General features: G+C 66.0%; 26 protein-coding genes, 1 pseudogene and 1 riboswitch. Of the genes and pseudogenes, 7 read left to right on the top strand and 20 right to left on the bottom strand.

All coding sequences use genetic code 11. The features are described from left to right. Nucleotides 1-123 precede the first annotated feature (123 nt). The 5 genes from pgsA to ACTJK0_RS09150 all read right to left on the bottom strand — a co-directional run bounded on the left by pgsA (nucleotide 124) and on the right by ACTJK0_RS09150 (nucleotide 7,309). The gene (gene pgsA, locus ACTJK0_RS09170) at nucleotides 124-747 is read right to left on the bottom strand and encodes a phosphatidylinositol phosphate synthase (protein WP_440744944.1); all 624 of its coding nucleotides are present in this window, start codon (nucleotides 745-747) and stop codon (nucleotides 124-126) included. After that, entirely contained in the window at nucleotides 737-1,324 is a 588-nt protein-coding gene (locus tag ACTJK0_RS09165; protein ID WP_110540774.1) for an HIT family protein, read from the bottom strand. The genes pgsA and ACTJK0_RS09165 overlap by 11 nt, the downstream gene beginning before the upstream one ends. Nucleotides 1,325-1,341: 17 nt before the next feature. Continuing rightward, on the bottom strand, nucleotides 1,342-3,351 hold the full coding sequence (thrS, locus tag ACTJK0_RS09160; RefSeq protein WP_440744943.1) for a threonine--tRNA ligase: 2,010 nt from the start codon (nucleotides 3,349-3,351) through the stop codon (nucleotides 1,342-1,344). 116 nt (nucleotides 3,352-3,467) lie between these two features. After that, nucleotides 3,468-6,959, bottom strand: a complete 3,492-nt coding sequence (locus ACTJK0_RS09155) for a DNA polymerase III subunit alpha (protein WP_440744942.1) — start codon at nucleotides 6,957-6,959, stop codon at nucleotides 3,468-3,470. Further along, on the bottom strand, nucleotides 6,956-7,309 hold the full coding sequence (locus ACTJK0_RS09150) for a DUF6504 family protein (RefSeq protein WP_440744941.1): 354 nt from the start codon (nucleotides 7,307-7,309) through the stop codon (nucleotides 6,956-6,958). The genes ACTJK0_RS09155 and ACTJK0_RS09150 overlap by 4 nt, the downstream gene beginning before the upstream one ends. A gap of 129 nt (nucleotides 7,310-7,438) precedes the next feature. On the opposite strand from ACTJK0_RS09150, the gene ACTJK0_RS09145 reads away from it, so the two are divergent. Continuing rightward, complete coding sequence (locus ACTJK0_RS09145; RefSeq protein WP_440744940.1) at nucleotides 7,439-7,828, top strand: hypothetical protein; 390 nt, start codon at nucleotides 7,439-7,441, stop codon at nucleotides 7,826-7,828. A gap of 27 nt (nucleotides 7,829-7,855) precedes the next feature. Here the strand turns inward: ACTJK0_RS09145 and ACTJK0_RS09140 are convergent, their stop codons facing one another. Beyond that, nucleotides 7,856-8,179: a chorismate mutase gene (locus tag ACTJK0_RS09140; RefSeq protein ID WP_440744939.1), complete on the bottom strand. Its 324-nt coding sequence runs from the start codon at nucleotides 8,177-8,179 to the stop codon at nucleotides 7,856-7,858. A gap of 16 nt (nucleotides 8,180-8,195) precedes the next feature. Between ACTJK0_RS09140 and ACTJK0_RS09135 the strand changes: the two genes are divergently transcribed. After that, complete coding sequence (locus ACTJK0_RS09135; protein WP_440744938.1) at nucleotides 8,196-8,618, top strand: VOC family protein; 423 nt, start codon at nucleotides 8,196-8,198, stop codon at nucleotides 8,616-8,618. A 26-nt stretch (nucleotides 8,619-8,644) separates the two neighbouring features. On the opposite strand, the gene ACTJK0_RS09130 is transcribed toward ACTJK0_RS09135, so the two are convergent. Beyond that, a complete protein-coding gene (locus tag ACTJK0_RS09130) occupies nucleotides 8,645-9,406 on the bottom strand; it encodes an SOS response-associated peptidase (protein ID WP_440745001.1) in 762 nt (253 codons plus the stop codon). Nucleotides 9,407-9,539: 133 nt separating this feature from the next. On the opposite strand from ACTJK0_RS09130, the gene ACTJK0_RS09125 reads away from it, so the two are divergent. After that, on the top strand, nucleotides 9,540-9,797 hold the full coding sequence (locus ACTJK0_RS09125) for a mycoredoxin (RefSeq protein ID WP_043454512.1): 258 nt from the start codon (nucleotides 9,540-9,542) through the stop codon (nucleotides 9,795-9,797). 63 nt (nucleotides 9,798-9,860) lie between these two features. Here ACTJK0_RS09125 and ACTJK0_RS09120 read toward each other — a convergent pair whose 3' ends face one another. From ACTJK0_RS09120 to ACTJK0_RS09105, 4 genes are all read right to left on the bottom strand, one after another. Then, nucleotides 9,861-10,610, bottom strand: coding sequence for a lipoate--protein ligase family protein (locus ACTJK0_RS09120; RefSeq protein WP_440744937.1), 750 nt, complete (start codon nucleotides 10,608-10,610; stop codon nucleotides 9,861-9,863). A 101-nt stretch (nucleotides 10,611-10,711) separates the two neighbouring features. Then, nucleotides 10,712-12,424 carry an ABC1 kinase family protein gene (locus tag ACTJK0_RS09115; RefSeq protein WP_440744936.1) on the bottom strand — a complete coding sequence of 571 codons (1,713 nt, stop codon included), beginning with the start codon at nucleotides 12,422-12,424 and terminating at the stop codon, nucleotides 10,712-10,714. 5 nt (nucleotides 12,425-12,429) lie between these two features. Further along, nucleotides 12,430-12,969 (bottom strand): PadR family transcriptional regulator, encoded by a 540-nt coding sequence (locus ACTJK0_RS09110; RefSeq protein WP_440744935.1) that lies wholly within the window; start codon nucleotides 12,967-12,969, stop codon nucleotides 12,430-12,432. Nucleotides 12,970-13,099: 130 nt separating this feature from the next. Beyond that, the gene (locus ACTJK0_RS09105; RefSeq protein ID WP_440744934.1) at nucleotides 13,100-13,903 is read right to left on the bottom strand and encodes a thioesterase family protein; all 804 of its coding nucleotides are present in this window, start codon (nucleotides 13,901-13,903) and stop codon (nucleotides 13,100-13,102) included. A gap of 158 nt (nucleotides 13,904-14,061) precedes the next feature. Between ACTJK0_RS09105 and ACTJK0_RS09100 the strand changes: the two genes are divergently transcribed. Further along, complete coding sequence (locus tag ACTJK0_RS09100) at nucleotides 14,062-14,739, top strand: endonuclease/exonuclease/phosphatase family protein (RefSeq protein ID WP_110540785.1); 678 nt, start codon at nucleotides 14,062-14,064, stop codon at nucleotides 14,737-14,739. A 4-nt stretch (nucleotides 14,740-14,743) separates the two neighbouring features. Here the strand turns inward: ACTJK0_RS09100 and ACTJK0_RS09095 are convergent, their stop codons facing one another. From ACTJK0_RS09095 to ACTJK0_RS09085, 3 genes are all read right to left on the bottom strand, one after another. Next, nucleotides 14,744-16,525, bottom strand: a complete 1,782-nt coding sequence (locus tag ACTJK0_RS09095; protein WP_440744933.1) for a glycosyltransferase — start codon at nucleotides 16,523-16,525, stop codon at nucleotides 14,744-14,746. Nucleotides 16,526-17,012: 487 nt separating this feature from the next. Then, nucleotides 17,013-17,528 (bottom strand): NUDIX domain-containing protein, encoded by a 516-nt coding sequence (locus ACTJK0_RS09090; RefSeq protein WP_440744932.1) that lies wholly within the window; start codon nucleotides 17,526-17,528, stop codon nucleotides 17,013-17,015. A gap of 42 nt (nucleotides 17,529-17,570) precedes the next feature. Then, entirely contained in the window at nucleotides 17,571-17,762 is a 192-nt protein-coding gene (locus ACTJK0_RS09085; protein ID WP_440744931.1) for a DUF1918 domain-containing protein, read from the bottom strand. A 74-nt stretch (nucleotides 17,763-17,836) separates the two neighbouring features. Between ACTJK0_RS09085 and ACTJK0_RS09080 the strand changes: the two genes are divergently transcribed. Then, on the top strand, nucleotides 17,837-18,343 hold the full coding sequence (locus ACTJK0_RS09080) for a metallophosphoesterase family protein (RefSeq protein ID WP_440744930.1): 507 nt from the start codon (nucleotides 17,837-17,839) through the stop codon (nucleotides 18,341-18,343). A 149-nt stretch (nucleotides 18,344-18,492) separates the two neighbouring features. Continuing rightward, nucleotides 18,493-19,386 carry a glucose 1-dehydrogenase gene (locus tag ACTJK0_RS09075; RefSeq protein ID WP_110540790.1) on the top strand — a complete coding sequence of 298 codons (894 nt, stop codon included), beginning with the start codon at nucleotides 18,493-18,495 and terminating at the stop codon, nucleotides 19,384-19,386. A 35-nt stretch (nucleotides 19,387-19,421) separates the two neighbouring features. Here the strand turns inward: ACTJK0_RS09075 and ACTJK0_RS09070 are convergent, their stop codons facing one another. The 4 genes from ACTJK0_RS09070 to ACTJK0_RS09055 are packed head-to-tail and all read right to left on the bottom strand — an operon-like array spanning nucleotide 19,422 to nucleotide 22,197. After that, nucleotides 19,422-19,883, bottom strand: coding sequence for a DUF1810 domain-containing protein (locus ACTJK0_RS09070; RefSeq protein WP_440744929.1), 462 nt, complete (start codon nucleotides 19,881-19,883; stop codon nucleotides 19,422-19,424). Next, entirely contained in the window at nucleotides 19,880-20,434 is a 555-nt protein-coding gene (locus ACTJK0_RS09065; protein ID WP_440744928.1) for a DNA alkylation repair protein, read from the bottom strand. Before ACTJK0_RS09065 ends, ACTJK0_RS09070 begins: the two co-directional genes overlap by 4 nt. Further along, entirely contained in the window at nucleotides 20,431-20,790 is a 360-nt protein-coding gene (locus tag ACTJK0_RS09060; protein ID WP_110540793.1) for a TraR/DksA C4-type zinc finger protein, read from the bottom strand. Before ACTJK0_RS09060 ends, ACTJK0_RS09065 begins: the two co-directional genes overlap by 4 nt. 21 nt (nucleotides 20,791-20,811) lie before the next feature. After that, on the bottom strand, nucleotides 20,812-22,197 hold the full coding sequence (locus ACTJK0_RS09055) for a lytic transglycosylase domain-containing protein (protein ID WP_440744927.1): 1,386 nt from the start codon (nucleotides 22,195-22,197) through the stop codon (nucleotides 20,812-20,814). Between the two features lie 251 nt (nucleotides 22,198-22,448). Beyond that, nucleotides 22,449-22,620, top strand: a riboswitch (cyclic di-AMP (ydaO/yuaA leader). A gap of 3 nt (nucleotides 22,621-22,623) precedes the next feature. Between ACTJK0_RS09055 and ACTJK0_RS09050 the strand changes: the two genes are divergently transcribed. Beyond that, entirely contained in the window at nucleotides 22,624-23,457 is an 834-nt protein-coding gene (locus tag ACTJK0_RS09050; RefSeq protein ID WP_440744926.1) for a LysM peptidoglycan-binding domain-containing protein, read from the top strand. An 81-nt stretch (nucleotides 23,458-23,538) separates the two neighbouring features. On the opposite strand, the gene ACTJK0_RS09045 is transcribed toward ACTJK0_RS09050, so the two are convergent. Then, on the bottom strand, nucleotides 23,539-25,011 hold the full coding sequence (locus ACTJK0_RS09045) for a protein adenylyltransferase SelO (protein ID WP_440744925.1): 1,473 nt from the start codon (nucleotides 25,009-25,011) through the stop codon (nucleotides 23,539-23,541). Then, nucleotides 24,995-25,269, bottom strand: a pseudogene (locus ACTJK0_RS09040) (ribonuclease Z); the annotation flags it as partial. The pseudogene ACTJK0_RS09040 and the gene ACTJK0_RS09045, both read right to left, overlap by 17 nt.

Raw genomic sequence — 25,269 nt, 5'->3', positions numbered from 1 at the left:
GTAGACAGATGATCTTCGCCGGGCATGCGGCGGCAGCTGCCGGGTGAGCACGCACGGATTGCCGGGTCCGTTGACCGGGCACTTATATACTAGACCCCCGCTGGCCGGCCGGCTTAATCAGGCTTAATCAGCCGGTGTCGGTTCCGCCAGCGCCTGCCGTCGCACCGAGATGACACGCTGCACCACCGTGATGAGGCTTGCCCCGGCGAGGAGGACCAGGGTCACCAGGAGCACCACGGGCGGCAGGCCCAGGCCGGTCAGGCCGGTGACCACCAGGACGGAGACCAGCCGTTCGGCGCGCTCAGCGATTCCTACGTTGGCGCTGAATCCGAGCGACTCCGCCTTGGCGCGGGCGTAGGAGACGACCATTCCCAGGACGAGGCAGAGCAGGGCTGCGACGGCAATGGCGGTGTTGTTTCCGCCAGTGAAGAACCAAACGGCTACGCCGGCAAAAAGTGCCCCGTCCGCGATCCGGTCCAGCGTGGAGTCCAGGAAGTTGCCCCAGCGGCTCTTCACGTCCTGCATCCTGGCCATGATGCCGTCCAGGACGTCGGAGAAGATGAAGGCGGTGATGAACAGGGTGCCCCAGAAGAGCTGGCCCAGGGGGTAGAACACCAGGGCGCCGGCCGAGACGCCGGCAGTACCAAGGATGGTGACAGCGTCAGGTGATACACCGATTTTAAGGAGCCAGCGGGCCAGCGGGGTGAACAGCGCGGTGAAGAAGCCGCGCGCATGCCTATTCAGCATGCGACTCCCCGGGCCAGGCGTCGGCCACCTGCTGCCGGACCTCGTCAAGGGTCTGGGTAATGGCCTTGGTCTGGGCGATGATCGGGAAGAAGTTACCGTCGCCGCCCCACCGCGGAACGATGTGCTGGTGCAGGTGGGCTGAGATCCCGGCCCCGCCAACGACGCCCTGGTTCATGCCGAGGTTGAAGCCGCCCGGATTGGATACCTTGCGCAGCACCCGCATCGCCGTCTGGGTCAGCTCTGAGAACTCGGCTGTTTCTTCCACGGTGAGGTCGGTGTAGTCCGGGATGTGCCGGTAGGGGCAGACCAGCAGGTGGCCCGGGTTGTATGGGAAGAGGTTCAGCACCACGTAGCAGGTCCGGCCGCGGTGGACGATCAGTGCCTCTTCGTCGGTGCGGGCAGGACCCACGCAGAAGGGGCAGTCGTCCTTGTCCTTGAACTGGTGCTGACCGCCCTTGATGTAGGCCATGCGGTGCGGAGTCCACAGGCGCTGGAAGGCATCCGGGACACCGGCGAGGGCGAAATCGTCGGTAACGCCGGCATCGCCTGGATACCCTGCGCCTGTGTTCTCCTGCACTTGCGGCTTCCGTTCGGCTAGCTGGTCCGGTTGCGGACAGCGTCGGTGATCCGTTTGACGGCTTCAGCGACGGGCACCCCGTTGTCCTGGCTGCCATCGCGGAAACGGAAGGACACGGCGCCGGCTTCGGCGTCGTCGCCGCCTGCTATCAGGACGAACGGGATCTTGTCCTTGCTGGCGGTGCGGATCTTCTTGGGGAACCGGTCCGACGACGTATCCACCTGGGCGCGGATGCCCTCCGCCTTGAGCTGGTCCACGACGTCGAACATGTAGTCGTTGAACGTTTCCGCCACTGGGATGCCCACCACTTGGACCGGAGCCAGCCAGGCGGGGAAGGCACCGGCGTAGTGCTCGGTGAGGACGCCCATGAAGCGCTCCACCGATCCGAAGAGTGCACGGTGGATCATGACCGGCCGCTGCCGGCTGCCGTCGGCGGCCTGGAATTCCAGTTCGAAGCGCTCGGGCAGGTTGAAGTCCAGCTGGATGGTGGACATTTGCCAGGTGCGGCCCAGCGCGTCCTTGGCCTGGACGGAGATCTTGGGACCGTAGAAGGCCGCTCCGCCCGGGTCCGGCACAAGCTCCAGCCCGGACTCCTGGGCCACTTCCGCAAGGGTGCGCGTGGCTTCCTCCCAGGTTGCGTCGTCGCCGACGTACTTCTCGGGGTCCTTGGTGGAGAGCTCCAGGTAGAAATCGTTCAGCCCGTAGTCCTTGAGCAGGTCCAGGACGAAGGTGAGGGTCTTGGTGAGCTCATCCTTCATCTGCTCCCGGGTGCAGTAGATGTGGGCGTCATCCTGTGTCATGCCGCGGACCCGGGTCAGGCCGTGCACCACGCCGGACTTCTCGTAGCGGTAGACGGAACCGAATTCGAACAGCCGCAGGGGCAGTTCGCGGTAGGACCGGCCGCGGGAGCGGAAGATGAGGTTGTGCATGGGGCAGTTCATCGGCTTCAGGTAGTAGTCCTGGCCGGGCTTGCGCACGCTGCCGTCCTCGTTGAGTTCGGCGTCGACGTGCATGGCGGGGAACATGCCGTCCTTGTACCAGTCCAGGTGGCCGGATACCTCGTAGAGATGCCCCTTGGTGATGTGCGGGGTGTAGACGAACTCGTAGCCGGCCTCCACGTGGCGCTGCCGTGAGTAGTCTTCCATCTCCTTCCGGATGATGCCGCCCTTGGGGTGGAAGACGGGCAGGCCGGAGCCCAGCTCGTCCGGGAAGGAGAACAGGTCGAGTTCAGAGCCCAGTTTGCGGTGGTCGCGGCGCTCGGCCTCGGCGATGCGCTCCTGGTATTCCTTCAGTGCTTCCTTGGTGGGCCAGGCGGTGCCGTAGATGCGCTGCAGCTGCTGGTTCTTCTGGTTGCCGAGCCAGTATGCCGACGACGACCGGGTCAGCGCGAAAGCGTTGGAGATGAGTTTGGTGTTGGGCAGGTGCGGGCCGCGGCAGAGGTCGCACCAGACGGTAGTGCCTTCCTTGCGCTCCACGTTGTCGTAGATGGTGATGTCACCGGCGCCGACCTCGACGTTGACGCCTTCCCCGGCTTCGGCGGCGTCGTTTTTCCTGCCGAGCAGCTCGAGCTTGTAGGGCTCGTCCTTCATGGCTTCGCGCGCCTGGTCCTCGGTCACAACCCGGCGGACGAATTTCTGGTTCTGGTTGATGATTTTCTGCATCATCTTTTCGAGGGTCTTGAGGTCCTCGGGGGTGAACGGCTCGGCGACGTCGAAGTCGAAGTAGAAACCGTCGGTGATGTACGGGCCGATGCCAAGCTTGGCCTCGGGGCGCAGCTGCTGCACGGCCTGGGCCATGACGTGCGCCGTGGAGTGGCGCAGGACGTTCAGGCCGTCGGGTGAGTCAATGGTGACGCCTTCCACCTCGGCGCCTTCGGGAAGTTCCTGGTCCAGGTCCTTCAGCTCGCCGTTGACTCGGGCAACAACAACTTCACGGCGCTCAAAGAAGAGTTCCGCACCGGTGGTCCCGGTAGTCACCTTGGTCTCTTCGCCATCGACGAGAAGGGTGATCTGCTGGGCATCTGACACGGGTGTCTCCTATTCAAAGTTAAGGCTTCATAGCTTGTGGCATACGGGGACCACAGCCAGCCACCGACAATGCTATCGGTTCGGGTAAGGGCCGACCAACGCGGCACACGGGAGGGCTACCCGTTGAAGCCGGTGATGGCCAGTGTCCTGCTGATGCCGTCCAGGGGGTGCGGGCCATCCCCCGGGATGGGGGTGCCGGCCTCCGGGAAGGGCAGAGTCTCCGGCCTGGCAAGGTCCCACGCCATGCTTGCGCTGATGCTGATGCCCCGGGGGCCGGTCCTGCGGGTGGTGCCCCGGATCAGGAGCAGCCGGGTGCCAAACAGGAGCGGCCCGGCACTTTCCTGGGCTTCATGGAAGAAGACCGAATCCACGCAGCCGGTACCGTCGTCGATGCTGATGAACACCACCCTCCTGCCGCCCCGCATCGGAGGGGTCTGGGTGGCCACCCGGACTCCCGCCACCAGCACTTCAGTGCCGTTCCGGAGGCTGAGGAGCTTGTCCGCTGTGGTGACGCCCAGCCGTTCGAGCAGTGGGCGGTGGCTGTCCATGAGATGGGTGCTGACGTCCACTGCCATCAGGTCCAGTTCGGCACGGACATTTTCCACCAGGGTGGGGGCGGGAAGACCTGGCTTGAGGTTGCGCAGTTCAACGTCGCCCAGGGGCAGGGACAGTTGCCCGTCCACCACATCAGTTCCTTTGCGCGTCCCAGTGGAAGACTGCAGCTGCTGGAGATGCTGCACCAGGTCGGCACGGTTGGCGGTACCCCCGGCTTCGCGGTGCAGGGAATCGAAGGCGCCCAGCTGCGCCAGGCGGCGGATGCTTGGCTTGCTGAGCCGCGAGCGCGCCCGGAGGTCTGCCAGGGAGTCGAAGGGCTGGCCGGCCACGATCCGTTTCAATTCGGCTGCGGACAACCCATAGATGCCGTTCAGGCTGAGCCTGATCCCCAGCCTGCCGGCATCTTTACCGGATTCGATCCGCTCCACCCGGTACTCGGTTTTGCTCCGGTTGATGTCCAGGGGAAGGATGGGGATGCCAAGCCTGCGGGCTTCGGCCACCAGCAGGCGTTTCGGGTACATTCCGGGGTCGTGCTCCCACAGGCCGGCCAGGAAGGCCTCGGGGTGGTGGGTCTTCAGCCAGGCTGACTGGTAGGTGGGAACAGCGAAAGCGGCACCGTGTGCTTTGCAGAAGCCGAAACTGGCGAAAGACTTCAGCGTGCCCCAGACCTTGTCCACCACATCCGGGGTGTATCCCCTGGCTTTGGCGTTGCGGCGGAAGTATTCCTCCACCTGGGCTTCGCCGGCTTCGCTGCTCAAGGCCCTGCGGAATTCGTCGGCTTTGGCCAGTCCGCAGCCGGTCATGATGTCCAGGGTCTTCAGGATCTGTTCGTGGAACACAGTGACCCCGTGGGTTTCTTTCAGCACCGGTTTAAGGTCCGGGTGGGGGTAGACCTCAGGGGCGAATCCGTGCCGGTGTTCCAGGAAGGGACGGACCATGTCCGATTTCATGGGTCCCGGGCGGAAGAGGGAGATGTCGATGATGAGGTCGTTGAATTCCCGTGGCGCCATTTTGCCGATGAGTTCACGTTGGCCCGGGGATTCGATCTGGAAGCAACCAAGCGTGTGGGTGCTTCGGATCAGTTCATAGGTGGCTTCATCGTCGAGGGGAACGGCATTGAGGTCAATCCTGCCGTCGCCGGCGATGTAGTCGGGGCCTGAGCCGTCTGGCCCTTGCGGGTGGTGGCCTGCGGCTACGACATCCTTTTTTGTGGGGTGGATACGGATGATCTCGCGGACGGCAAAAGCCATGGCACTTTGCATGCGGACCCCCAGGACATCGAGTTTGAGCATGCCCATGGGGTCCATGTCATGTTTATCGAACTGGCTCATGGGCAGTCCGAGTCCGCTTGGCTGGACGGGGGTGCGGTCCAGGAGGGTGGCGTCGCCCAGGATCACGCCGCACGGATGCATGGAGATGTGGCGGGGCAACCTGTCCAGGCGCTCGGTCAGGTCCACCAGCAGGTCGAGCTGCTGGTTTCCGTCGGCGTCGCGCTGTTCCACCCGGCCGGCAAACTCCCTGAGCTCGGGTTTTTCCTGCAGCGCTTCACGGAATTTCCGTGCTGAGAACCGCCACAACTGCTTGGCGATCTCCCCCACCTCGGCGTCGTCCATGCCCAGGGCGAGTCCGGCATCACGCACAGCTCCCCGTGCCCGGTATCCGTTCTGCATGCTCATGAGGGTGACCCGTTCACGGCCGAAACGCTCGAAAATCCTGCGGTAGACGTTGTGGCGTTCCGCGCTTTCGACGTCGATGTCGATGTCCGGGAGAGTGGCCCGGTCATTGGACAGGAAGCGTTCAAAGATCAGGTCATGCTGGAGGGGGTTCACATGGCTGACCTCAATCAGGTAATTGACCAGGCTGGATGCCCCGGATCCCCTGGCGGCAGCCCTGACCCCCATGTCCTGGATCATCCTGGACACTTCAGCCACGGTCAGGAAGTAGGAGGAGAACCCGAGGTTCTTGATGATGCGCAGCTCATGGTCCAGCCGCACCAGCATCTCCTGCTCCTGTTTGCCTGCAATCCCCGGGAACCGTCTGCCGATTCCGGCGTGGCAGCGCTGGATGAGTTCAATGTGCGGATCCTGGCTTATGCCTATGACGGATGCCTCCGGCACCACTGGCTGCTTCCATCCCATGTCTGTGATGGGATCGATCCGGCACAGATCGGCGAGCGCTTCCGTCTGCACCATCAGTTGCCTGTGGTCGGCGGCGCCGTAACCGCCGGCGGAAATGATTTCCCTGCCCAGGCCCAGCATCTGGTTCCCGGTCTTCAGCCATCCCTGGCCGGTGGGTTGCAGGAGCGGCTCACCTGCAAGCTCCGGGAGGGATTTCAAGGTTCGGGCAGAGTCCAAAACGTCGGCGGTGGGGGCGCCGTCGGCGGCGCAATACCGTACGGCGTTGGTAAGGATTGCGGGTACGTGGTGTTCCTCTGCAAGCCTCAACATCCGGACTGCATGCGCTGTGCTGAAAGGTGTCCCCGGGGCGCTGAGCTGGGAGACGATTTCCGCCACAAGTGTCCCGGCCGGCATGGCATCGAGCCATTGCTTGAACAGGGTTCGGGGACGGAGGTAGCGCCGGCCGCCCATGGCCCGGCCAACGTCGGAATCAGGGCCGAGCAGGACGGTCAGGACAGGCTTGAGGGTGTTGGGGTCGATGGTCCGGGATGCGAGTTCGGCCCTGGTGACCGCCACGGGTACCGCTCCCCCGGCTTTACCTGAAGTCCTGGCGTGGGCGTCGGACACCAGGCGGCACAGCGCACGGTAACCGGCTCCGTTGTTGTGGCCGCGGGCAAGCACCACCACCCTGCCGGCCAGCTGGGTGCGGTGATCGCCGTCGTCGTCAAATACTGCGAGGTCCACCCCGACGATGGGATCTATACCCGCAGCCATGCAGGCCTTGAGGTGCTTGATGGTGCCGTAGAGGCCGTCACGGTCGGTGCAGCCCAAGGCAGTGGCGCCGTCGGCGGCAGCTGCATTGGCAAGTTCTTCAGGCCAGGAGACGCCGTAGTGGGCGCTGAATGCAGTGGAAACGTGGAGGTGGGTGAAGCTCATGCTGTTCTGTGGTCAAGCCGCACCGGGAGGAGGGCATCATGGATCCGGAGCAACCGCCAGCGGCCGCTGCGGATATGGCGGGTCAGGTCAAGGGTGAGGGTCTCTTCGGCTGCGGGAGCCGGCACACGTGGAGCATTGGCAGGAAGCACCTGGACGCGCCAGATTTCGTGGTCCACCACTCCCTGGCCGCTTCCGAGCGGAGCCCGGCTGTCTTCGGCCCACCACTGCCGGCGTTCATACCAGCGGACGGGTTCTGCACAGACGGTGTAGGTCCTGCCCTGCCAGGTCAGGGACTCAGGCTGGCCTTCGGCGGAAGACACCACGTCAACGGACTCGCTGAACATGCCCATGGGCGCCTCCCTACGGTGATTTTTGCTGCTTATTCGAATAAGTGTTCGAATAAAACCAGTTTACGCCGGGTGGGCAGCAAAACATAGGCGGGGGTGGACGGAGCGTGCGGCAGGGAGCAGGATGTTGGCATGAGTACCGATGACGCGCTCCTGAAGCAGGCCAGCATCAAGACCGAGGACTCCACCCTTGTGGCGCAGTTCGACATAGACGGGGCGATTCCGGATTCCGGCGCCTACGTGGTGGGTTTGATGGGTGCCTCGCCGGACTTTTCACTGCAGCGGCGGCTGTGCATCGAGTTCATGAACGGGGAGGCCATTGCCTGCTACTCGTTCAACCGGGACCAGGGAATCGAGGAAGACTACGACCTGTCCGGAGTATCCCACTCGGAAAACAGCATCACCGGAAGCTTCCCCCTCACTGCCCTGAACGGGCTTGGACAGGGGCACGTCCTGTCAGCCTTCAGCGAAGCTGACGGCCGGGAATTCCAGCACGGGGTACCGGTGGAGGAAGCCATCTAAGGCTCCTCCACCTGCCGGTGCGGCTGGTCAGCTGTTTTCTTTATGGATCTTCAGTTCAAGTTCAATGAACCCCGAGATCATTGCCCGGTAGGTTGATTCGACGATGTCCGGGTCGATGTCCTTCTTCTCGGCCGCGGCCCGCACATGCTCAATGATGCGTTCCACACGGCCGGGGGCCCGTACCTCGGCGTCATCACCCTTGAGGGTTCCGGCGATCCTGATCAGCCGTTCGCGGCGGGCGATGAGGGTGACGATTTGTTCATCGACCTCATCAACGGCAATGCGAACGGCAGCGAGCTGTTCCTTGTCGGCCCCGGCATCCCTGTCGTTTCCTTGAATTGTCGCCATCATCTGACAGTATCGAAGCATGGAGCCCAGAGTCGACTTTATCTCCCTCGGTGTCAGCAATGTCCAGGAGTCGCGGGCCTTCTATGTTGACGGCCTGGGGTGGCCGGTCCACCGCGAAGTGGCCGGCGAAGTGCTGTTCATCCAGGTGAACCATGGCCTGGTGCTCTCCCTGTGGGATGTCCGCCAGATGCAGGCCGAGGCAGGCGTGAGCCCTCCTGACGGCGTCCCGCGCATCACCCTGAGCCACAATCAGCCCAGCGCCGCCGACGTGGACCGGGTGATGGACGAGGCTGCGGCGGCAGGAGCAACCGTTATTGCCGAACCCGTCACCCAGCCGTGGGGAGGCTACACGGGGTACTTTGCCGATCCCGACGGCTTCCGCTGGGAGGTGGCCTACAACCCCAGCTGGACCGTGGACGACGACGGTACGGTCACCGTGTGACGCGGCGGCACCTTGGTGCACGCCTGCTAGAACAGTGTTTCCACCGGGTGGATCAGTTCCGGTCCGTTGTTCCGGACATTGCCAACGTCCCGGCCAACGGCTTCCACCTGCCAGGCCGCCGCGGCTTCCTGCACTCCTGACCGCACCAGCTCCACCAGCGCCGCAGGGTCGCCGGCCTGCGGGTCCAGCCATGCCTCCATGGTTGCCTTGTCCATGGGCAGCGGCACTCGGTCATGGAGTTCGGTGAGCTTGCCGAAAATTCCGTGTTCACTTCCCGGCGGCGGCGTGTCTGCGGTAAGGATGGAGGTGGTGAGCAGCCAGCGGCCGGGCTCCCCATCCGGAACCGACGGGTCCTTCCACCATTCATAGAGTCCCGCGAACGCGATGCTCCGGCCCTGGCCCGGGTGCACATAGTAGGGCTGTTTCGATTTCCCCGGGCCCTGTTTCCATTCGTAGTAGCCGTCAGCGGGGACGGCGCAGCGCCGGGACCGCACTGCCTTCCTAAAGGCCGGTTTGTCCAGCACGGATTCGCTGCGGGCGTTGATCATGCGCGAACCGATTCCGGGATCCGTGGCCCAGGACGGGACCAGGCCCCAGCGCGCCACGTGCAGCTGGCGTACCTGCCGGGACGCGGCGGGGTCTTCAATGATGCGTTCCAGCACGATAGGGACAGCGTCCGTGGGAGCCACGTTCCAGGACGGCGAAATGCTGACCTCGTCCTCCAGGCCGGCATCGAATTCGGCCAGCAGGTCCCCCACGGCGCGTGCCATAACGTAGCGTCCACACATGGCACCAAGCTTGCCAGTGCGCGCCACAAACTGTCATCCAGGCCGGCAGGGCAGGTTCAGCACCGGGGAATACCGCCGGCCGCGCTACCGTTGACCGTAAGGAAACCTTTCAAGCGACGTTTAGGAGATCCCTGTGGACTTCACTCCCGAATCCGGCACTATCACCATGTTTTCCACCACCTGGTGCGGCTACTGCAACCGGCTGAAGAAGCAGCTGGATGCGCAGGGCATCGGCTACACGGAAATCAACATCGAAGAGGTGGACGGCACCGCGGAACTCGTGGAGCAGCTCAACGGCGGAAACCGCACCGTCCCCACGGTCCTCTTCCCGGACGGATCCGCCGCCACCAACCCGTCGGCCGCCGAGGTGAAGAGCCGCCTGGCCGCTTAGCCGGACGTCCGGCCGGGCCGCGAATATGCTGCCCGGCCCTGGACCGTTTCGATCATCTGCGGGTCATGCCCCCAGGCTGCTGAAGGAAGCAGTTTCCAGGGTGGCATCGCCCGCATACGTTTGCAGCAGGGCCTGCTCCACAGCGTCCACTTCAAGGCCGGGCACCAGGTCGTTGGCGGCACCGGCGGTGGCAGGATCCCAGTCCAGTCCGAGCGCTGCGTAGCTGTCGGTGAGGACCTTGCGGATCGGGGCGGAATCCTCCACCACGATGACGGAGCTGAAAAGCCAGCCGCCGGAGACCACCCGCTGTGCGGTTCCCACAAGTTTCACCCGGCGGGAACTGTCCGCGGGATCCGTTCCGTGCACGCTGAATTCGCCGGGACAGTATTCACCGGGGATTTCCCCTACCGCCGCCTGTACTCCAACGATTCGCAGCGCCTGGGCAAAGAGTTCGCCGAAATACCCGAAGCGGGCCTTGGATCCGGCGACAGCGTCCGCGTCCGGTTCGATGTGGTCCACCACGAGCGTTCCCTGGTGGTAGGCGGCGGCGCGTCCCCCCGCCCGCCGGACCAAGGGCTCGAAGCCGTTGTCCCGGCAGGCCTGGGCAGCTGCCTCGAAGCCCGGCAGCCGAGTGTCCCGTTGCCCGAAGGCCACGGTGGGAGCGGGCCGGTAGAGCCGGAGGGTGGGGCCGAGGCCGCCGCTCCTCGCCCTGGCGAGCAGCTCGAGGCCGAACTCAAGGTCGCGGCCCGCGCCGAGGGACACGTCCTGGCGCACCACGGTGAGCGTGCGCAGTCCAGTACCGGTGTGGTGCATTGTGGCGAAGCTCCCTGGCTAGGTGTCGGCGGTTCCGACAGGTTCGATGGCTGCGGCCCGGGCAGGCCACCCCTAGGTTACGCCCGACGGCGGCAGCCGCCTTAACGGCCCCGGCGCCCGACCCACAGTGCGTGCAGCAGCGGAACCGCTGACGCGCTCATCAGTACAGTACCCAGCACCAGGTCGTCGGGGCGGACAATGGCTCCCGCGAGCAGCAGGGCACCGAAGACCAGGGCGGAGGCCGTGCGGCGCACGGCACGGTCCAGCCGTGCAGCCTGCCGCTCCAGACGGGGGACAACAACCTCCAGCGATCCTTGCTCGAGCCTGTCGGCGAGGGCGTCCAGCCGGCCCGGGAGCCGGACGGCGATACCGGCGGTGTCGAGGGCCTGCCGGGCCACGTCCTGCACCACGTTGCCGCGCTCGTTCCGCAGCAGTTGCGCGGCGTAGGGCTCCACGGAATCCCAGAGGTTGAAACGCTCATCCAGGGCGCTGCACACGCCGGATGTCAGGGACATGGCCCGGATGATCAACAGGAAGTTCTCCGGCAGCTGGAATGGCAGCGAGCGGACCACGTCGCCGAACTCCACCGCAAAGTCGCGGAATTCCCGCGGGTCCACCTCGCGCAGTTCTGCGAAGCCCATGCCCCCGAAGCGGGCAAAGAGCTGCGTCATGGCGCGCTCCAGTCCCACGCTGTCGGCTGACGGCATCAGGACGCCCACGTCGTTGATCGCCGCAACGAGTCCCTTGCCGTCCCGGGCGGCAGCTGCGATCAGCAGCTTCCGCAGGCCGCTGCGCGTGGAAGCCGTTACTTCGCCCATCATGCCGAAATCGATGAACGTCAGTTTCCAGGGAATCCCTCCTGAGCCTGGAGGGACCGGGGTGACGAAGATGTTCCCGGGATGCGGGTCGGCATGGAAGAAACCGTTGGTGAAGAGCTGGTCGAACATGATGGACGCGAACACCGGCGCGACCGCGGCGGGATCGATGCCGGCGGCGCGAAGCGTCCGGACGTCCGTGATCTTGATGGCCGTGACATCCTCCAGCGTGAGCACGCGGCGGGTGGTCCTCTCCCACACCACGCCCGGGACTTCCACGCGGTGGTCCCCGGCGAAATCCGCGGCGAAACGCTCGGCGTTGACGGCCTCGTGCAGGTAGTCGATTTCCAGCAGGCTGGTCTGGGCGAATTCCTCCACCAGCGCCGGCATGTCGGCGCGGCGGGAAACGATGCGGATGTGGCTGAGCCAGCCGGCAACCTTGCGCAGGGCGGCAAGATCGACGTCGACAATGGCACCGATACCCGGACGCTGCACTTTCAGGACAACGGCGTCGAGCCCGGTATCCCCGGCATCAACGGCGTTCAAGCGGCCCCGGTGGGCCTGGCCCAGGGAGGCGGCCGCGATGGGCGTTGGGTCCACGGAGGCAAAGACCCGGTGCAGCGGCGTCCCCAGTTCCCGGGCTGCAAGGGCGGAGATGGCCGGGAAGGCGACCGGCGGCACCTCGTCCTGCAGTCCTTCCAGCTCCTTGGTGATCTCGGGCGGAAGGACATCGAGCCGGGAGGACAGGAACTGCCCCACCTTGATCATGAGTCCGCCGAGCTCCACGGCGAGGTCGTGGAACCGCTGGGCAAAGCGCCGCATCCGCCGTGAACGCGTCCGGGCGGCCACCCGGCCAAGTCCAATCCGCGGCAGGAACAACTCAAACCACCACGTCGAAGCGAGGTTCCACGCAGCAAAGCGCAGGATCCGCCGGTAGCGTCCGGCGTGCTCCCGCACGGGGAGCTTCCCGGCTGGACTCTCCTGGACAGCGGACGCCACCCGGGTCAGTCCTGGGCGAGGATGGCGTACAGCCGGCGCCGGGCCTCGTCCAGCACCGCCACCGCCTGCTGTACCTGGCCGGCGGAACCGGTACGGCCAACCTGTGCTGCTGCCTGGGCCAGTTCCATCCCTGCCCGCGGAAGGGAGGTGACCCCGCCGGACGCGGCACCTGCCGGATCCCAGGGGGCAGCGCCCTGCCGGGCCGCGGCTTCTTCGCGGCCGGCCTCGGTCAACGAGTAGATCTTTCGGCCGTTGGATTCCTCGGCGCTGATGGATCCTTCATCGGCCAGGAGCTGCAGCGTGGGATAGACCGATCCGGCGCTCGGTTTCCAGCTGCCGCTGCTGCGCTCCTCGATCTCGCGGATGATCTGGTAGCCGTGCATGGGGCGCTCCGCCAGCAGGGCAAGCACGGCCGCACGGACTTCACCCTTCCCGGCCCGGGTTCCCATCCGCCTGTCGATCCGGGAACGCAGCTCCTCGACCGCCTGCCACATGCCGTCCAGGCTGTTTCCGCCGTACCCGCCGGCGGGGGATGAAGCACGCATGATGAACTCCTTCGTCAAATCGTGAACGATATACAACGATACTCAGCGATACATGCGGCCACCATACCTGCGGCGGGACCGTCCGCCGTCAGTGCAGCCTGCCCTGGCCCGGGCGGTATGCGGTGTCCGCTCAGGTCCGGCGCAGGGTCAGGATCTGTTCGGCCCGCCCAAAGGGTCCCTGCCTGTCGTGCAGCACGGTGGACGTCAGGCCGATCCCGTCGCGGCCGAACGACACAGCGTTGTCCAGCCCCAGCCATTCCCCCTCCGGCCTGCGGTACATGTGGATCTGGAGGTCCAGGTTGGGGAATGCGTAGCTCCCCTGGCCCGGAGGGACGCGGGCGGCGATGCCGTTGGCTGTATCGACCAATCCCATCAGCCGGGCGAAGTCACCGCTGTCGGCCTGGTCGGTCAGGGGGTGGTCGGTGCGGAGCCAGACTTTCCCGGCGCCGGGCCTGTGCCCTTCGGCCACCCTCATTTCGAGCGAGCGGATGTAGCCTCCCGGCCAGACAGCCGAGCCGTCGTAGGGCTTGCATTCGTCCGGGTCGGGGATGGCAGCATCTTCGACGGCGGCCACGGCAGCCGTGTCGCTGGTCAGCATGCGCCACCCCGAGGCCCGGATTGCCGTCCGCCCGCCGGCAATCAACTCGGCCTGCACCAGTTCAATGGTGCGGCCGGGCCGCAGCGTGGTGGTGTCGATCCGGAATTCACCGCCGGAGATCAGGCCCAGGATCTCGTAGCTGATGCGGGCCATCCGCATGTCATCCCGCGGTTCGTGCCGCTCCAGGACGTCGGCCATCAGTCCCGATGCCGGTGCCATGTGCTGTTCGTGAACGTTCCAGGCCCCCTGGGCATGGATGGTGGACCGGAAGCGGCCACCGCCAAGGTCCTGGTAATAGAAGTTGCCTTCGGCGAGCTCGGGCAGGTCTGCAGTCAAGGCTGGCCCCTTACGGAAAGTCAGTGAATTGCCACTAACTCTATCCCGCCAGCCGGGGACGGCGCGCTGCGGCGGCTGATGAAATGTTGGAGGCTGCGGGGGGCGATCGGGCTAGACTCAGGAACTGGTCCTGTCAGCAACCTCGAACGAGGTGTTTTATGCGCGTCATCAGCTACAACCTCCGCAAGCACACGGCCAGCGGCGAGCTCCTCGCCCTGGCACGGAACCACGACATCGATGCGCTGTGCCTGCAGGAGGTGGATTCCAGCGACCTTCCCGAGACCCTGGGGCCCCTGCACCTGGCCGATGCCACGAAAGGCAACCGGCTGGGGCTTGCCATCTATTACCGCACCAGCCGGTTCACAGCGCTGGATACGCAGTCCTTTGCACTGAAGAAATCGATGCACGACCGGGTGCTGGCACCGGCGCACGAACGCCTGATTGGCACGCGGGTCATGGACAACGAAACCCAGCACGAATTGGTGATCGGCTCGTTCCACGCCGCCCCGCTGACGGCATCGAACTCGCTGCGGCGCAAGCAGATCCACGCAGCCCATGCCGAGCTGCTGAGCATGGGCAAGGGCCTGATGACCCTGATGGTGGGCGACTTCAACTATCCGTTCTTCACCAAGAACCTGGACATGCACATGAAGAACTCGGGGTATGCCCTGTCGCTGAGCAACAGGCGCACCTACACCCGCTACAAGGTATTCAAGGGCCACTTCGATTTTGCCACCTCACTGGGCTTGGACATCGCCAGTGTCGAAACACTCCCGCGCGGCAACTCGGACCACCTGCCCATCCTGGTCACGGCCGAGTACGGTGAGGGCTACTAGGAGCTCATGGCGTGGGCAGCCGGTAGATTCGTGCGTCGGCGTTGCTGAACACGAGTTGCACACCTGGCTGGGACTTTAACCAGTCCTCCATCTGGGCGGAGTTGCGCTCGGTGGTCTGGCCCTGGAGTTCGAGGCTCGCCTCTGTGGACCGCATGAGCAGCACGAAGGCGCCGGCAGGGTTGTGCCGGCCGTAGTTGTAGAAGATCGGGCCGCAGCTTGCCGCTGACAGGTTCCGCCGGCACAGGTCATCCATGGTCCGGTACCGGTGTTCCAGGTAGGCGTCGCTTCGCCACGGCGTGGGGTGGGCAGCGGAGATGATGGCCGCGCCGTGGGGCGCCATCCGCTCAACTTCAGCCACCGCGGCCATTTCGCTGCCCGTGAATATGTCGAATTTCGTATTCCCGAACCTGCTGGTCTCGATCAGCAGGGAAAGCACCAGGAAGGTGGGAACGAGGGCCGCCATGGTGCGGAGGGGAAGGCCGCGGCTGCCCTCCTTGGGCAGCAGGATCGAAGACGCCTGCAGGGCGACGAAGGGCAGCGCGAACAATGAGACGCGGATGAGCATTTCCCCGCCATAGGACTGCATCGGGAAGAGCAGGATCGGGGTAACCGCCAGCAGGACCACCCGGATGTCAAGGCGCTTCCTGCGCCAGTCCCGCAGCGCCCCTGCCGCAGCGAGGGCCCACAGCACGAGGGTCAGGACCATGCGGACCTTGACCACAAGCGAATGGCCTGGAGTTCCCGTCACGCGGTCAACGACATTCGCCGCAACGGCCCCCTGCAGTCCTGCGTCCTCAAGCGGCGGGTGTCCGATGAGATAAGCACTGGCCGGATAGACCAGCCAGAGCGCAAGGATCACGGCGGTGATCAGGGGCAGCCGGCCGGTCCAGACGCGCCCGGTGAGGCAGAGGGCCATCACGGCAATGAGCATCATGAAGGGCGTCAGCTGGTGGCTTGCGCAGATGACGGTGACCAGCAGGAGGGTGGCCACTAACGCACTGACCCGATGCTGTGGCCGGTGCTCGGAGGGGGACCGGCCGCGCCACCACACCGCAAGGTTGGCGGCCCGGAAGCCGCGGAACGTGCCGGGCCGCGCGGCCAACGGGCCGAGGAGCAGGGCGATCACCACGAGGTACAGGAAGAAGGCAAAGGCCTGGGGCGACAGATAGTCCTGGTCCTGCCAGTTACCGAGGCAGAAGAGCCAGAGTACAAGCCAGAGGCGGCGGGGATCAGCCGTCAGGAACCGCGTCAGGACCCCCAGGGCGGCGAGCCACAATCCCACGTTAACCACGGGAGCCCAGAGCGCTACGCTTGCCGGCGCAAGGCCTGTGGCCTTAATGATCGTCGCCAGCAGGGCAAAGTAGCCCGGCCAGTTGAAGTAGGCATCAATGTCCGGATCTATCACCTGGGTGCTCGAGAGGGCGTCGGCGATACCCAGATGCCGGAACGCGACTTCGCCCCGCGGTACATCGGTAACAAAGGCCGCTGTTCCAAACAGTTCAAGCACGAGCACTGCGAGGAGCCACATCATCACTGCCCGTCCTGCAGGCCCGCCGGCTTTCCCCCGCAGCGCCGCGACGAAGGTGACATTAACGAGCACGAGCCCTATCCAGTAGGGGTAGGGCAGCACCGCAACGAGGCCCAGGTCGCTGGTGACCGGTACCGCCACGGTGGAGGCCGCCCCTGCAACGAGCAGCAACGAAACGAGGCCAGCCAGCGCGAACCCCAGGTCGCGCAGCCGCACCCTCCCCTGGTTGCGCCGGGGTGCATCGACCGCGGCGCTCACAGGGCCTGCACCAGGAGGCTGCACACCCGTTGCCCGTATGCCTCATTCGGGAAGTCGCCGGAAGCCTGATGTCGCGTTTCGGTGGCCCGGACATGGATCGTTGACGGCTCTTTGCCCGGCAGTCCGCCGTCGTGCCCTAATGCTGCAACAGGTGACAGGAGAGGAAGAGGCAACTGGCTCACCAACCTTGCTGTATTACGCGGACTCATGTTCGGCCAATGGGTCAGGGCCCCGGCATGCGGCGCGCCAAGGCTGCTGCGGCGGTTGTCCTGTCACCTGTCCGGCATCCCAGCAGCCACGACATCGCCGTAGCCTGGAGCATACGGGCTGGTCATGCGGCGGGCACCAGTAGTGGGTACCTAATTTCGCGCCCGGACTTACCCTGTTTTGTGGGCAGCCAGCTGGGGTTCTTCCGTGCGGAACTGCTTCCCGAAGGGAGTCAGCCCATCAGTGCAGCGTCCGTGAGACCTTTCCGGGAAAGGCCTGGCTACCAGGATTCTTCGGCGTCCAGCCTTGCCATCAGGTCCGGCCAGGATGCAGCGAAGCCGGGATGCAGCTCCAAAGAGTCCACTTCAGCCACTGGAATCCAGAGCAGCGCGATGCTTTCAGGATCGCTGATGACGGGCTCGAAGGATTCCTGCACCCGCACCACCACCGTGGTGTAGGACCAGTAGCCATGGTCCAGCACCGACGTGAACAGCACTTCCACGCTCTCTGGCGGGACGGCGGCTTCCTCGTAGGCCTCCCGGAGGGCGCCCTCAACCGCTTCCTCGCCCTCGTGGAGTGCACCGCCGGGCAGGCCCCACGTGCCGCCGTTGTGGCTCCAGACGGCACGGTGCTGCAGGAGCACCCCCTTGGTGGGGTCGTAGGCCAGGACTCCGGCCGCGCCGAACCTGCCCCAGTACCGGCCGCGGTCGCCTTCCACCCAGGCGTCGCCGGGGTCCCGGGGACCGGTGCGCGGCGGTGGCGTGGAGGACATGCTGGAGGACAGTGGGTGATCCATTAATCCAGTCTGACAGGTCGGGCGGCAGGATGCCGTCCTGCGTCAGGTGTCGTGTCCGTGGTCGACGGTGAAATCGCCGCCGGGGTACATGACTGTCTCGTGTCCGTCGTCGAAGCGGACAACGTAGGGCGGGTGTCCGCCCTCGCCACGGACTTCCAGGATCACTCCATGCCGGTCCGAAGACCCCACGTTCCTCCCATGGACCACGATGCGGTCTCCTTGGGCTGCCTCCATGGCAATCACCTCCAAGCCCCCAGATTACGACTCCGGGCGGGCATGGAACAGGGGCGCCGTGGCAGGATTCCGGTATGCCGTTGAACCTGGTCCTCATCGCCGATACGCACGTGCCCAAGCGCGCCAAAACCCTGCCTGCGCAGGTGTGGGCCGCCGTCGAAAAGGCTGACGTGGTGTTCCACGCCGGGGACTGGGTGGAGGCGGCCCTGCTGGACGAATTCGAACGCCGGAGCAGGCGGCTGTTGGGTGTTTACGGCAACAATGACAGTCCGGAACTGCGGCGGCGGCTGCCGGAAACGGCCACCGCAACGCTCGGGGGCGTCCGCTTTGCAATGGTCCACGAGACAGGCCAGGCGAAGGGCCGGGAACTGCGGTGCGAGGCGCTGTACCCGTCCGCGGATGTGCTGGTGTTCGGCCACAGCCACATCCCCTGGGACACCACCTCACCCCGGGGACTGAGGCTGCTGAATCCGGGGTCGCCCACGGACCGCCGCCGCCAGCCGGCCTGCACGTACATGGAGGCGGTGCTCGACGCCGGGCAGCTGTTCCGGGTCACCTTGGTGGAGGTCGGCCGCAGCTGACTCCGCCCGGGCTTGGCAGGGCGGGGAATCTATGCCTAGGCTGGGAAACGTAAGCATGCTTAGCTTTTGCTGTTGCCGGTGGGCAGCCGCAGTTTCCCGGAGTCCGGGCAGTGAACCGGCCAGGACTCCGCACGAACAGGAGGACCGCCATGACTGACCAGTACACTTTCCGCAACCCCGTCACTGCGTACGAAAAGATCTCCCCACCCAAACAACACCAGCCTGAGCCCGGCCTGGATGCCGAACTTGAGCCCAAGGCCGACCTCGGCGAGGAGACGTACCGGGGCACGGGGCGGCTGGACGGCCGCCGGGCCATCGTGACCGGCGCCGACTCGGGGATTGGTGCGGCAACGGCCATCGCCTTCGCACGGGAGGGTGCCGACGTCGTGCTTTCCTACCTGCCCCAGGAAGAGGAGGACGCCTCACGTATCGCGGGCATCATCGAAGCGGCCGGCCGGAAGGCCGTCAAGGTCCCGGGCGACCTTAAGGACTCCGCAGCCTGCCGGGACCTGGTGGACACCGCGGTGGCCGTCCTGGGCGGCGTGGACATCCTGGTCAACAATGCCGGAAAGCAGGTGGCCCAGGAAGACCTGCAGGACATCACGGACGAGCAGTTCGACCACACCCTGAAGACCAACGTCTACGCCATGTTCTGGGTGACGAAGGCCGCCGTGCCGCACATGCCGGCGGGCTCCACCATCATCAACACCACATCCATCCAGGCCTACAACCCCTCCCCGACCCTGGTGGACTACGCCACCACCAAGGCCAGCATCAACAACTTCACCAAGGGCCTGGCCCAGCAGCTGGCCCCCAAAGGCATCCGGGTGAACGCCGTGGCTCCCGGCCCTATCTGGACGCCCCTGCAGGTCAGCAGCGGCCAGCCCAAGGAGCAGCTGCCCGAGTTCGGCCAGTCCACTCCCCTGGGCCGGGCGGGCCAACCCGCCGAGCTCGCCCCCGCCTATGTCTTCCTGGCCTCACCCGAGTCCAGCTACGTGGTGGGCGAAACACTGAACGTCAATGGCGGCAGCCCCACCCCATAGCTTCCGCTCCCGGGAACCGCCGGCGGCGAACGCCCTCAGCGGTCGGCGTCCTGGCCGGACGCATCCTGGTCTGCCAGGAGCCGGTCCGTAGCGGGGTCGGGCTCGCCGCCGAAGAATTGGGCCAGTACCGTTTTGAACACTGTTTCTCCGGGTGCAGCCCGGAGAAACAGTGTCATGGACGAGCGGAGCTTTTTGGCGTCGATGCCGCCGAAGACGTCCTGTGCAGACTGGTCGGCATGGTTCGCCAGGACCATGGCACATTCGAGCAGCCGCGGACCGAGAACCTCGTGGTCCAGGTAAGCACGGGCCTCGGCAAGCGAGGAAATGGCATACCGGCGTGAGGTCTCACTCTGCCCGAGCCCGGCAATCTGCGGGAAGATGAACCACATCCAGTGCCCGGACTTCCTGCCCACCTGGAGCTCCCCCAGCGCCTGCTCATAGGTTCCGCCGCTGTTCTGGGCGGCGACAAAGCGGTCAAGGCCAAACTGATCATTCATGGGGTTCTCCTGGATGCATTCAAAAGGGACAAGTCTTCCTCAAGGGATGCAGCGGCAGCCTGCAACTGCGGGTCCGGGTCTTCCCGCCACCTCGCCAGGACAACGGATGCCCGTTGCTGCTCCCGCTCCCCCAGCCCTGCCAGCATGGGCGCCAGCACATCGGCGAGGAGCGGCGCTGTCAGATCCGCCGCCTGCGCGGACCGAAGGAGACCCTCCAGCCGGGTCAGGTCCGAGTGCCGGAGCAGCCGAACGCGCGACTGCAGCAGCACCACGGCGGCCAGGCGGCGTTCGAAAACGGGCCGGCCGCCCGGCCGCGGCTGGCCCCACAGGGCGGAGGCCAGCATCACGGTGTCGTCATGGTCAAGGTCCTTGAACTTCCGCAGGGCATCGCGGACCGTGCCACGGACTGCCCCGATGGAGGAACCGTAGGAGGCAAGGCGCCCGCCCAGCCGGTGCGCCACTTCGTCCGCACGGTACCAGGCACCTTCGTTCTGGAGGGTCCGGTCGATGAATTCCGCCGCGGCGGACACTGTCTCCGCAGGGCCCGTCATCGTCCGCGCCCCGTGGAGGCGTGGAGGATGCAGAACGGCGTCCAGGGCCGCGCTTCGAGCCGGCCCTCGGCGATGGGTTCCCCGCACGCAGCACAGATGCCGTAGGTACCTCCGGCGAGCCGGGCCAGGGCAGCTTCCACCTCGTCCAGTCCGGCGGAGCTTTGCTTCAGGAGCGCCGAGGCCTGCGATAGTTCGAAGGCGATGGTGGAGCCTTCGGGGTCATGCTCATCGTCGACGTTGGAGTCGCGGCGTGCCGAGTTTGCCGCGTCAATGTCGGCCCGCAGCGCGGGCAGCAGTGCCATGCGCCGTGCCCGCTCATCTTCGAGCAGCGCACGGAACCGTTCGAAATCTGGCATGGGGAAAGCCTAGCGCGTCAGTCAGTACCAGTTCAGGGACACGGAGTGGTTCCAGGCGGCGCACGGGGAGCCGTAGCGGTCGCGGATGTAGCCGAGGCCCCACTCGATCTGGGTGCGGTAGCTGGTCAGCCAATCGCTGCCGGCGCTGGAATACTTTCCCGGCGGCAGGGCCTGGGGTATTCCGTAGGCGCCTGAATAAGGGTTTGTGGCGGTGGTCAGCCACCCCGATTCCCTGGTCCAGAGCTGGGCGAGGCAAAGGAACTGGTCCTGGCCCCAGCCGAAGGCGGCGAGCCGTCCGGAAGCGTAGCTTTTCGCCCCGGCCGGGTCATTCACGGCCCCACCGGGAACGGAAGGCACGACGACGGCGGGCGGGGCGGGTGCCACGGGCGGGGTACCAGGAGCAGGAGCGGCCGGATTGTCGGCGGGAGCGGCGGCCTGCACGGGATCCGGCGGCGCCGGATTTGGCTGAACGGGACTTTGCTGTACGGGATTTTGCTGTATGGGAGTGCTGGGAAGGGCCGGGGTTCCGAAGGGTGCCGCAGGTTCGGCGGGTGCGGGCAGCCGCGCAGCAGCGGCCGCGGCGGCCGCCTGCCTGCGGGCCTGTTCCCCGGCTGCAGCACGCCTGGCCTCCTGCGCCTGCCCGTAGGCGGCCAACGCCGCCTGGCCCTGCCGGTACTCCCCCTCAAGGGCCGCCGTCGTCCCCTTCAGTGCAGCCAGCTGCGCCGTCAGCTCCTCGCTGTGCTGCTGTTCCTGGGCGACCTGCCGGCCGAGCGCGTCACGCGCTGAGCGGGCAGAATCCAGTTTTGCTTTGGCCTCCGCCGACAGCCGCTCCCGCTCGCTCCTGGCAGCCCTTTCCTGTTCCGTGAGGGCGGCGGCGACCCTGCCGGCGGCCCCCGCTTTTTCCACCAGCGCGGCAGTCTTGTCACCGACCAGCTTGACCAGGTTCAGTCCCTGCACGCTGTTGGTGCCGAGGGCGTCCAGTGCCACGAAGAAACCCGCGTTGGTGCCCCCGGTCTTGTAGGACTGCGCGGCAAGGGCACCAATGTCTTTCCGGCGCCTGGCCAGTTCATCGTTGGCCCGCGCTGCCTGCGCGGTCAGGGCTTCCAGCCTCAGCGTCGCGGAGTCGAGTCCGGCCTGGGCGACGGCGTATTCGGCCGCCGACCGGACGGCGGCGTCCCCGGCGGCTTCCGTCTGCTGCTGCAGTCCGTCCAGGAGGCCTGTAATGGTGGTGATTTCGGCTGCCTTCGCGGCTTCCGATGACTGCGCCGCGTGCACGTCAGCCCAGGAGGGGTAGCCGGCGGGCGGGGCGGGATCATCCGCAGTGGCCGGCAGCGGGAAGGATGCCACCGCCAGGGCCAGCAGGACCCCGGTCAACCGGCGCCGGGGATTGATCACGAACAGGGGCATAGTCCCGAAGCCTACCCTTCGCCGGGGCCTGCAGGCAGGGGTCCGTTTCGGGATTGTTATCGCTGGCCTTTCCGGGACGTCAGCCAAGGTCAGCCCGGAAAAGGCTGTCCGGATCCATTCGGTGGCGGAATCCGAGAGGACCACCTCGTATGTTACCCAAATGTGACAATTAGCGGGAGCGCGGGTTATGGTCTTCTGGTGTCCCTCTCAGTCGGGACATTCCCATCAGTATGCCGAGCCCTGCCGCTGATCATGGGACACAACCGCTCCAGCTGGCAGGGACGGGGGAACCAAGTTTCCACGGCCACGTGTGTGGCCTTGGGGTTAAGTCGATAGTGTCTCCGTACGTCACGGGGTGCTTCCGGCCGGGTATCTCCAGCCCGAACCCGACAGCTCACCCCGCAGGCATGGGAGAGGCGATCAACCGTGTCAAAAATTTCCACCACTGCCCGTCACCGCGCGACCCCGGCCCGCTCCATTGTGCTCGAGGGCCTCGCCGTCACAGCCAAGTCCCAGGCCCGCTCGCTGGGCCGCCCTGCGCTCGCCGTTGCTGCGGCATCCGGCATTGCATTCGGCGTTGGCGCCCCGGCCCACGCCGGTGTGACCGGAGCGGACACCACTGATAACAGCAGCGTCCAGGCATACTCCGCGCCCGCTGCAGCCCCCGCGGCTGCCACGGGAAGCGTGCACACCGTTGTTTCCGGTGACACCCTCGGCGCCATTGCGTCCGCCTACGGCGTCGGCCTGAACGACCTCCTTGCGGCCAACGGCCTGGGTCTGTCCTCGATCATCTACCCGGGCGACCAGATCCAGATCCCCGGCGCAGGCTACACGGCTGCTCCTGCTCCTGCCCAGGCACCGGCACCGGCACCGGCACCCGTCCAGACTGCCGCAGCCACGGCACCGACGAACACCGGCATGAACATGTCCTACGCTTCGGCCACCACGGGCACCGGAACCGGCGCAGCCATCCTGGCATCCGCCTACAGCCAGGTCGGCGTGAACCAGGACTGCACTGCCATGGTTGAGAAGGCGCTGCGTTCCGTTGGCAAGACCGTCGGCGACCTCGCGCCCACCCAGTTCTTCCAGTACGGAACGGTGGTAGGCGCTCCGGCCCCCGGTGACCTCATCATTACCTCCGGCCACGTGGGCGTTTACGCCGGCGACGGCCAGGTTGTGAGCGGTGGCGTCAACGGCTACACCACCCAGGTCCACTCCATCAGCTGGCTCAGCGGCTACTCCGTGGTCCGCGTAGCCTAGGTTCGACCCAGCCTCGCCCGCCGAGGCGGCGTCACGCACGAGGGGCGGNGCCCCTCTGCCGTTCGTGCCACAGCAGACCCGTCACGTGCCGCAGAAGGTCATGTAGTTGCCAAAGTCCTCGGGGGCGCCTTCGGCATAGCGTTCCAGGCCGGACCGCTCAGTAAAGGGGTCGGTGACTGCCTCAAGCAGCCGCTGCAGGGGAGCAATGTCTCCCCCGGTCGCGGCGGTCAGCGCCTCCTCCACGAGGTGGTTGCGGGGGATGTAGGCCGGGTTCACGCTGTCCATCAGCTCCGCGTCGGGGTTCATCGCCTGCCACCGCTGGACCCAGCCATCGAAAGCCGCAAGATCAAGGACCATGCCACGAACCGGACGCGGGTTGCCCCGGGCCGCCTTGCCGAGGTTGCGGAAGAACAGGGTGTAGTCCACCGGGCCGTCCTTCAGGAGTGCGATGACGTCGTCCACCAGCGCGGAGGCAGCGTCCTCGGCTTCTTCCCCGCCAGCCGGGGCCAGCCCGAGCTTTGCTTTCATCCCCTTGGACCAGGCCTCGCTGTACTGACGCCGGAATCCGCCCAGCACCTCCACTGCGGGGGCCACAGCCTTCTCCTGGTCTCCGTCGATAAGCGGCAGCATTGCTTCGGCAAGCCGGGCAAGGTTCCATTCGGCAAGAACGGGTTGGTTGGCGTAGGCGTAGCGGCCGCTGACATCGATCGAGCTGTAGACGGCGGCCGGGTTGAAGGAGTCCAGGAACGCACATGGGCCGTAGTCGATGGTCTCCCCGGAGATGGTCATGTTGTCTGTGTTCATCACTCCGTGCACGAAGCCAATAAGCATCCACCGCGCCACCAGTTCGGCCTGGGCTGATACAACCGAGGCGTACAGCGCGAGATAGGGATTGTCCGCGTCGGCGGCGTGCGGATAGTGCCGGCTGATCGCATGGTCCGCCAGGCGCTTGAGGAGGTCGAAATTTTCGGTGGCCCGGGCGTATTGGAAGCTGCCCACCCGCAGATGGCTGCTTGCAACCCGCGCCAGGACGGCGCCGGGCAGCATGCCATCGCGCCGGACCTGCCGTCCGGTGGCCACGACAGCGAGTGAGCGGGTGGTGGGAATGCGCAAAGCGTGCATGGCTTCACTGACAAGGTACTCACGCAGCATTGGTCCGACGACGGCCCGCCCGTCTCCGGCGCGGGCGAACGGCGTGCGGCCGGACCCCTTGAGGTGCAGGTCCACCAGACGGCCGTTGCTGTCCGTGAGTTCACCGAGCAGCAGGGCGCGTCCGTCACCGAGGAGCGGCGAATAGCTGCCGAACTGGTGGCCCGCATAGGCCTGTGCCACCGGAGTGGCGCCGGCGGGAACATGGTTCCCAGCCAGCATCCGCACGCCTTCGGGGCTGCGGAGGTACCCGGGGTCGAGCCCCAGGTCCTGCGCAAGCCTGGTGTTAAGCACCAGGAGTTCGGGATTCGGTGCTTCCTCGGCCTGCCAGGGAACGGCCAGCTCGGCCAGTTCACGGGCGAAGCGGCCGTCGAGAAGGGCCGTGGATTCAGCTGCTGCCGTCATGGTTAAACCCTATCGCCGTTGTTTGGCCTGCTGTTTGCGGGGGTGGTTGCCGCCGCGGGGGAACGGCAACGCGGTCCAGGTCGCTGGCGGCGATGACGTTGGTGCGGGGGGCCCGGTCCCGCGCCTGCTGCGCGAGGAGGGAAACGTCGTCGCCGTACCGGGATGAGAAATGCGTGAGGACCAGCGTCCGGGCCCTCCCGGACCACGCCAATTCCCCTGCCTGCCCGGCGGTGAGGTGCAGGTATTGCTCCGCCAGCC

This window comes from Paenarthrobacter sp. 22069 (assembly GCF_052046035.1).
In the GTDB taxonomy this organism is placed as follows: Bacteria; Actinomycetota; Actinomycetes; order Actinomycetales; family Micrococcaceae; genus Arthrobacter.
The sequence above is the reverse complement of the archived record's forward strand: the minus strand, read 5'-3'. Positions and strand labels throughout refer to the sequence as shown.

Excerpts from the sequence above, each read along its gene's own strand:
- ACTJK0_RS09065 (WP_440744928.1), bottom strand. The coding sequence starts at position 20,434 with ATGACGGGCCCTGCGGAGACAGTGTCCGCCGCGGCGGAATTCATCGAC.
- ACTJK0_RS09155 (WP_440744942.1), bottom strand. The coding sequence starts at position 6,959 with ATGAGCTTCACCCACCTCCACGTTTCCACTGCATTCAGCGCCCACTAC.
- ACTJK0_RS09110 (WP_440744935.1), bottom strand. The coding sequence starts at position 12,969 with ATGCGTGCTTCATCCCCCGCCGGCGGGTACGGCGGAAACAGCCTGGAC.
- pgsA (WP_440744944.1), bottom strand. The coding sequence starts at position 747 with ATGCTGAATAGGCATGCGCGCGGCTTCTTCACCGCGCTGTTCACCCCG.
- ACTJK0_RS09070 (WP_440744929.1), bottom strand. The coding sequence starts at position 19,883 with ATGAATGATCAGTTTGGCCTTGACCGCTTTGTCGCCGCCCAGAACAGC.
- ACTJK0_RS09075 (WP_110540790.1), top strand. The coding sequence starts at position 18,493 with ATGACTGACCAGTACACTTTCCGCAACCCCGTCACTGCGTACGAAAAG.
- ACTJK0_RS09090 (WP_440744932.1), bottom strand. The coding sequence starts at position 17,528 with ATGGATCACCCACTGTCCTCCAGCATGTCCTCCACGCCACCGCCGCGC.
- ACTJK0_RS09130 (WP_440745001.1), bottom strand. The coding sequence starts at position 9,406 with ATGTGTGGACGCTACGTTATGGCACGCGCCGTGGGGGACCTGCTGGCC.
- ACTJK0_RS09150 (WP_440744941.1), bottom strand. The coding sequence starts at position 7,309 with ATGGGCATGTTCAGCGAGTCCGTTGACGTGGTGTCTTCCGCCGAAGGC.
- ACTJK0_RS09055 (WP_440744927.1), bottom strand. The coding sequence starts at position 22,197 with ATGCCCCTGTTCGTGATCAATCCCCGGCGCCGGTTGACCGGGGTCCTG.
- ACTJK0_RS09045 (WP_440744925.1), bottom strand. The coding sequence starts at position 25,011 with ATGACGGCAGCAGCTGAATCCACGGCCCTTCTCGACGGCCGCTTCGCC.
- ACTJK0_RS09135 (WP_440744938.1), top strand. The coding sequence starts at position 8,196 with ATGGAGCCCAGAGTCGACTTTATCTCCCTCGGTGTCAGCAATGTCCAG.
- ACTJK0_RS09080 (WP_440744930.1), top strand. The coding sequence starts at position 17,837 with ATGCCGTTGAACCTGGTCCTCATCGCCGATACGCACGTGCCCAAGCGC.
- ACTJK0_RS09145 (WP_440744940.1), top strand. The coding sequence starts at position 7,439 with ATGAGTACCGATGACGCGCTCCTGAAGCAGGCCAGCATCAAGACCGAG.
- ACTJK0_RS09100 (WP_110540785.1), top strand. The coding sequence starts at position 14,062 with ATGCGCGTCATCAGCTACAACCTCCGCAAGCACACGGCCAGCGGCGAG.
- ACTJK0_RS09060 (WP_110540793.1), bottom strand. The coding sequence starts at position 20,790 with ATGCCAGATTTCGAACGGTTCCGTGCGCTGCTCGAAGATGAGCGGGCA.
- ACTJK0_RS09140 (WP_440744939.1), bottom strand. The coding sequence starts at position 8,179 with ATGATGGCGACAATTCAAGGAAACGACAGGGATGCCGGGGCCGACAAG.
- ACTJK0_RS09120 (WP_440744937.1), bottom strand. The coding sequence starts at position 10,610 with ATGCACCACACCGGTACTGGACTGCGCACGCTCACCGTGGTGCGCCAG.
- ACTJK0_RS09085 (WP_440744931.1), bottom strand. The coding sequence starts at position 17,762 with ATGGAGGCAGCCCAAGGAGACCGCATCGTGGTCCATGGGAGGAACGTG.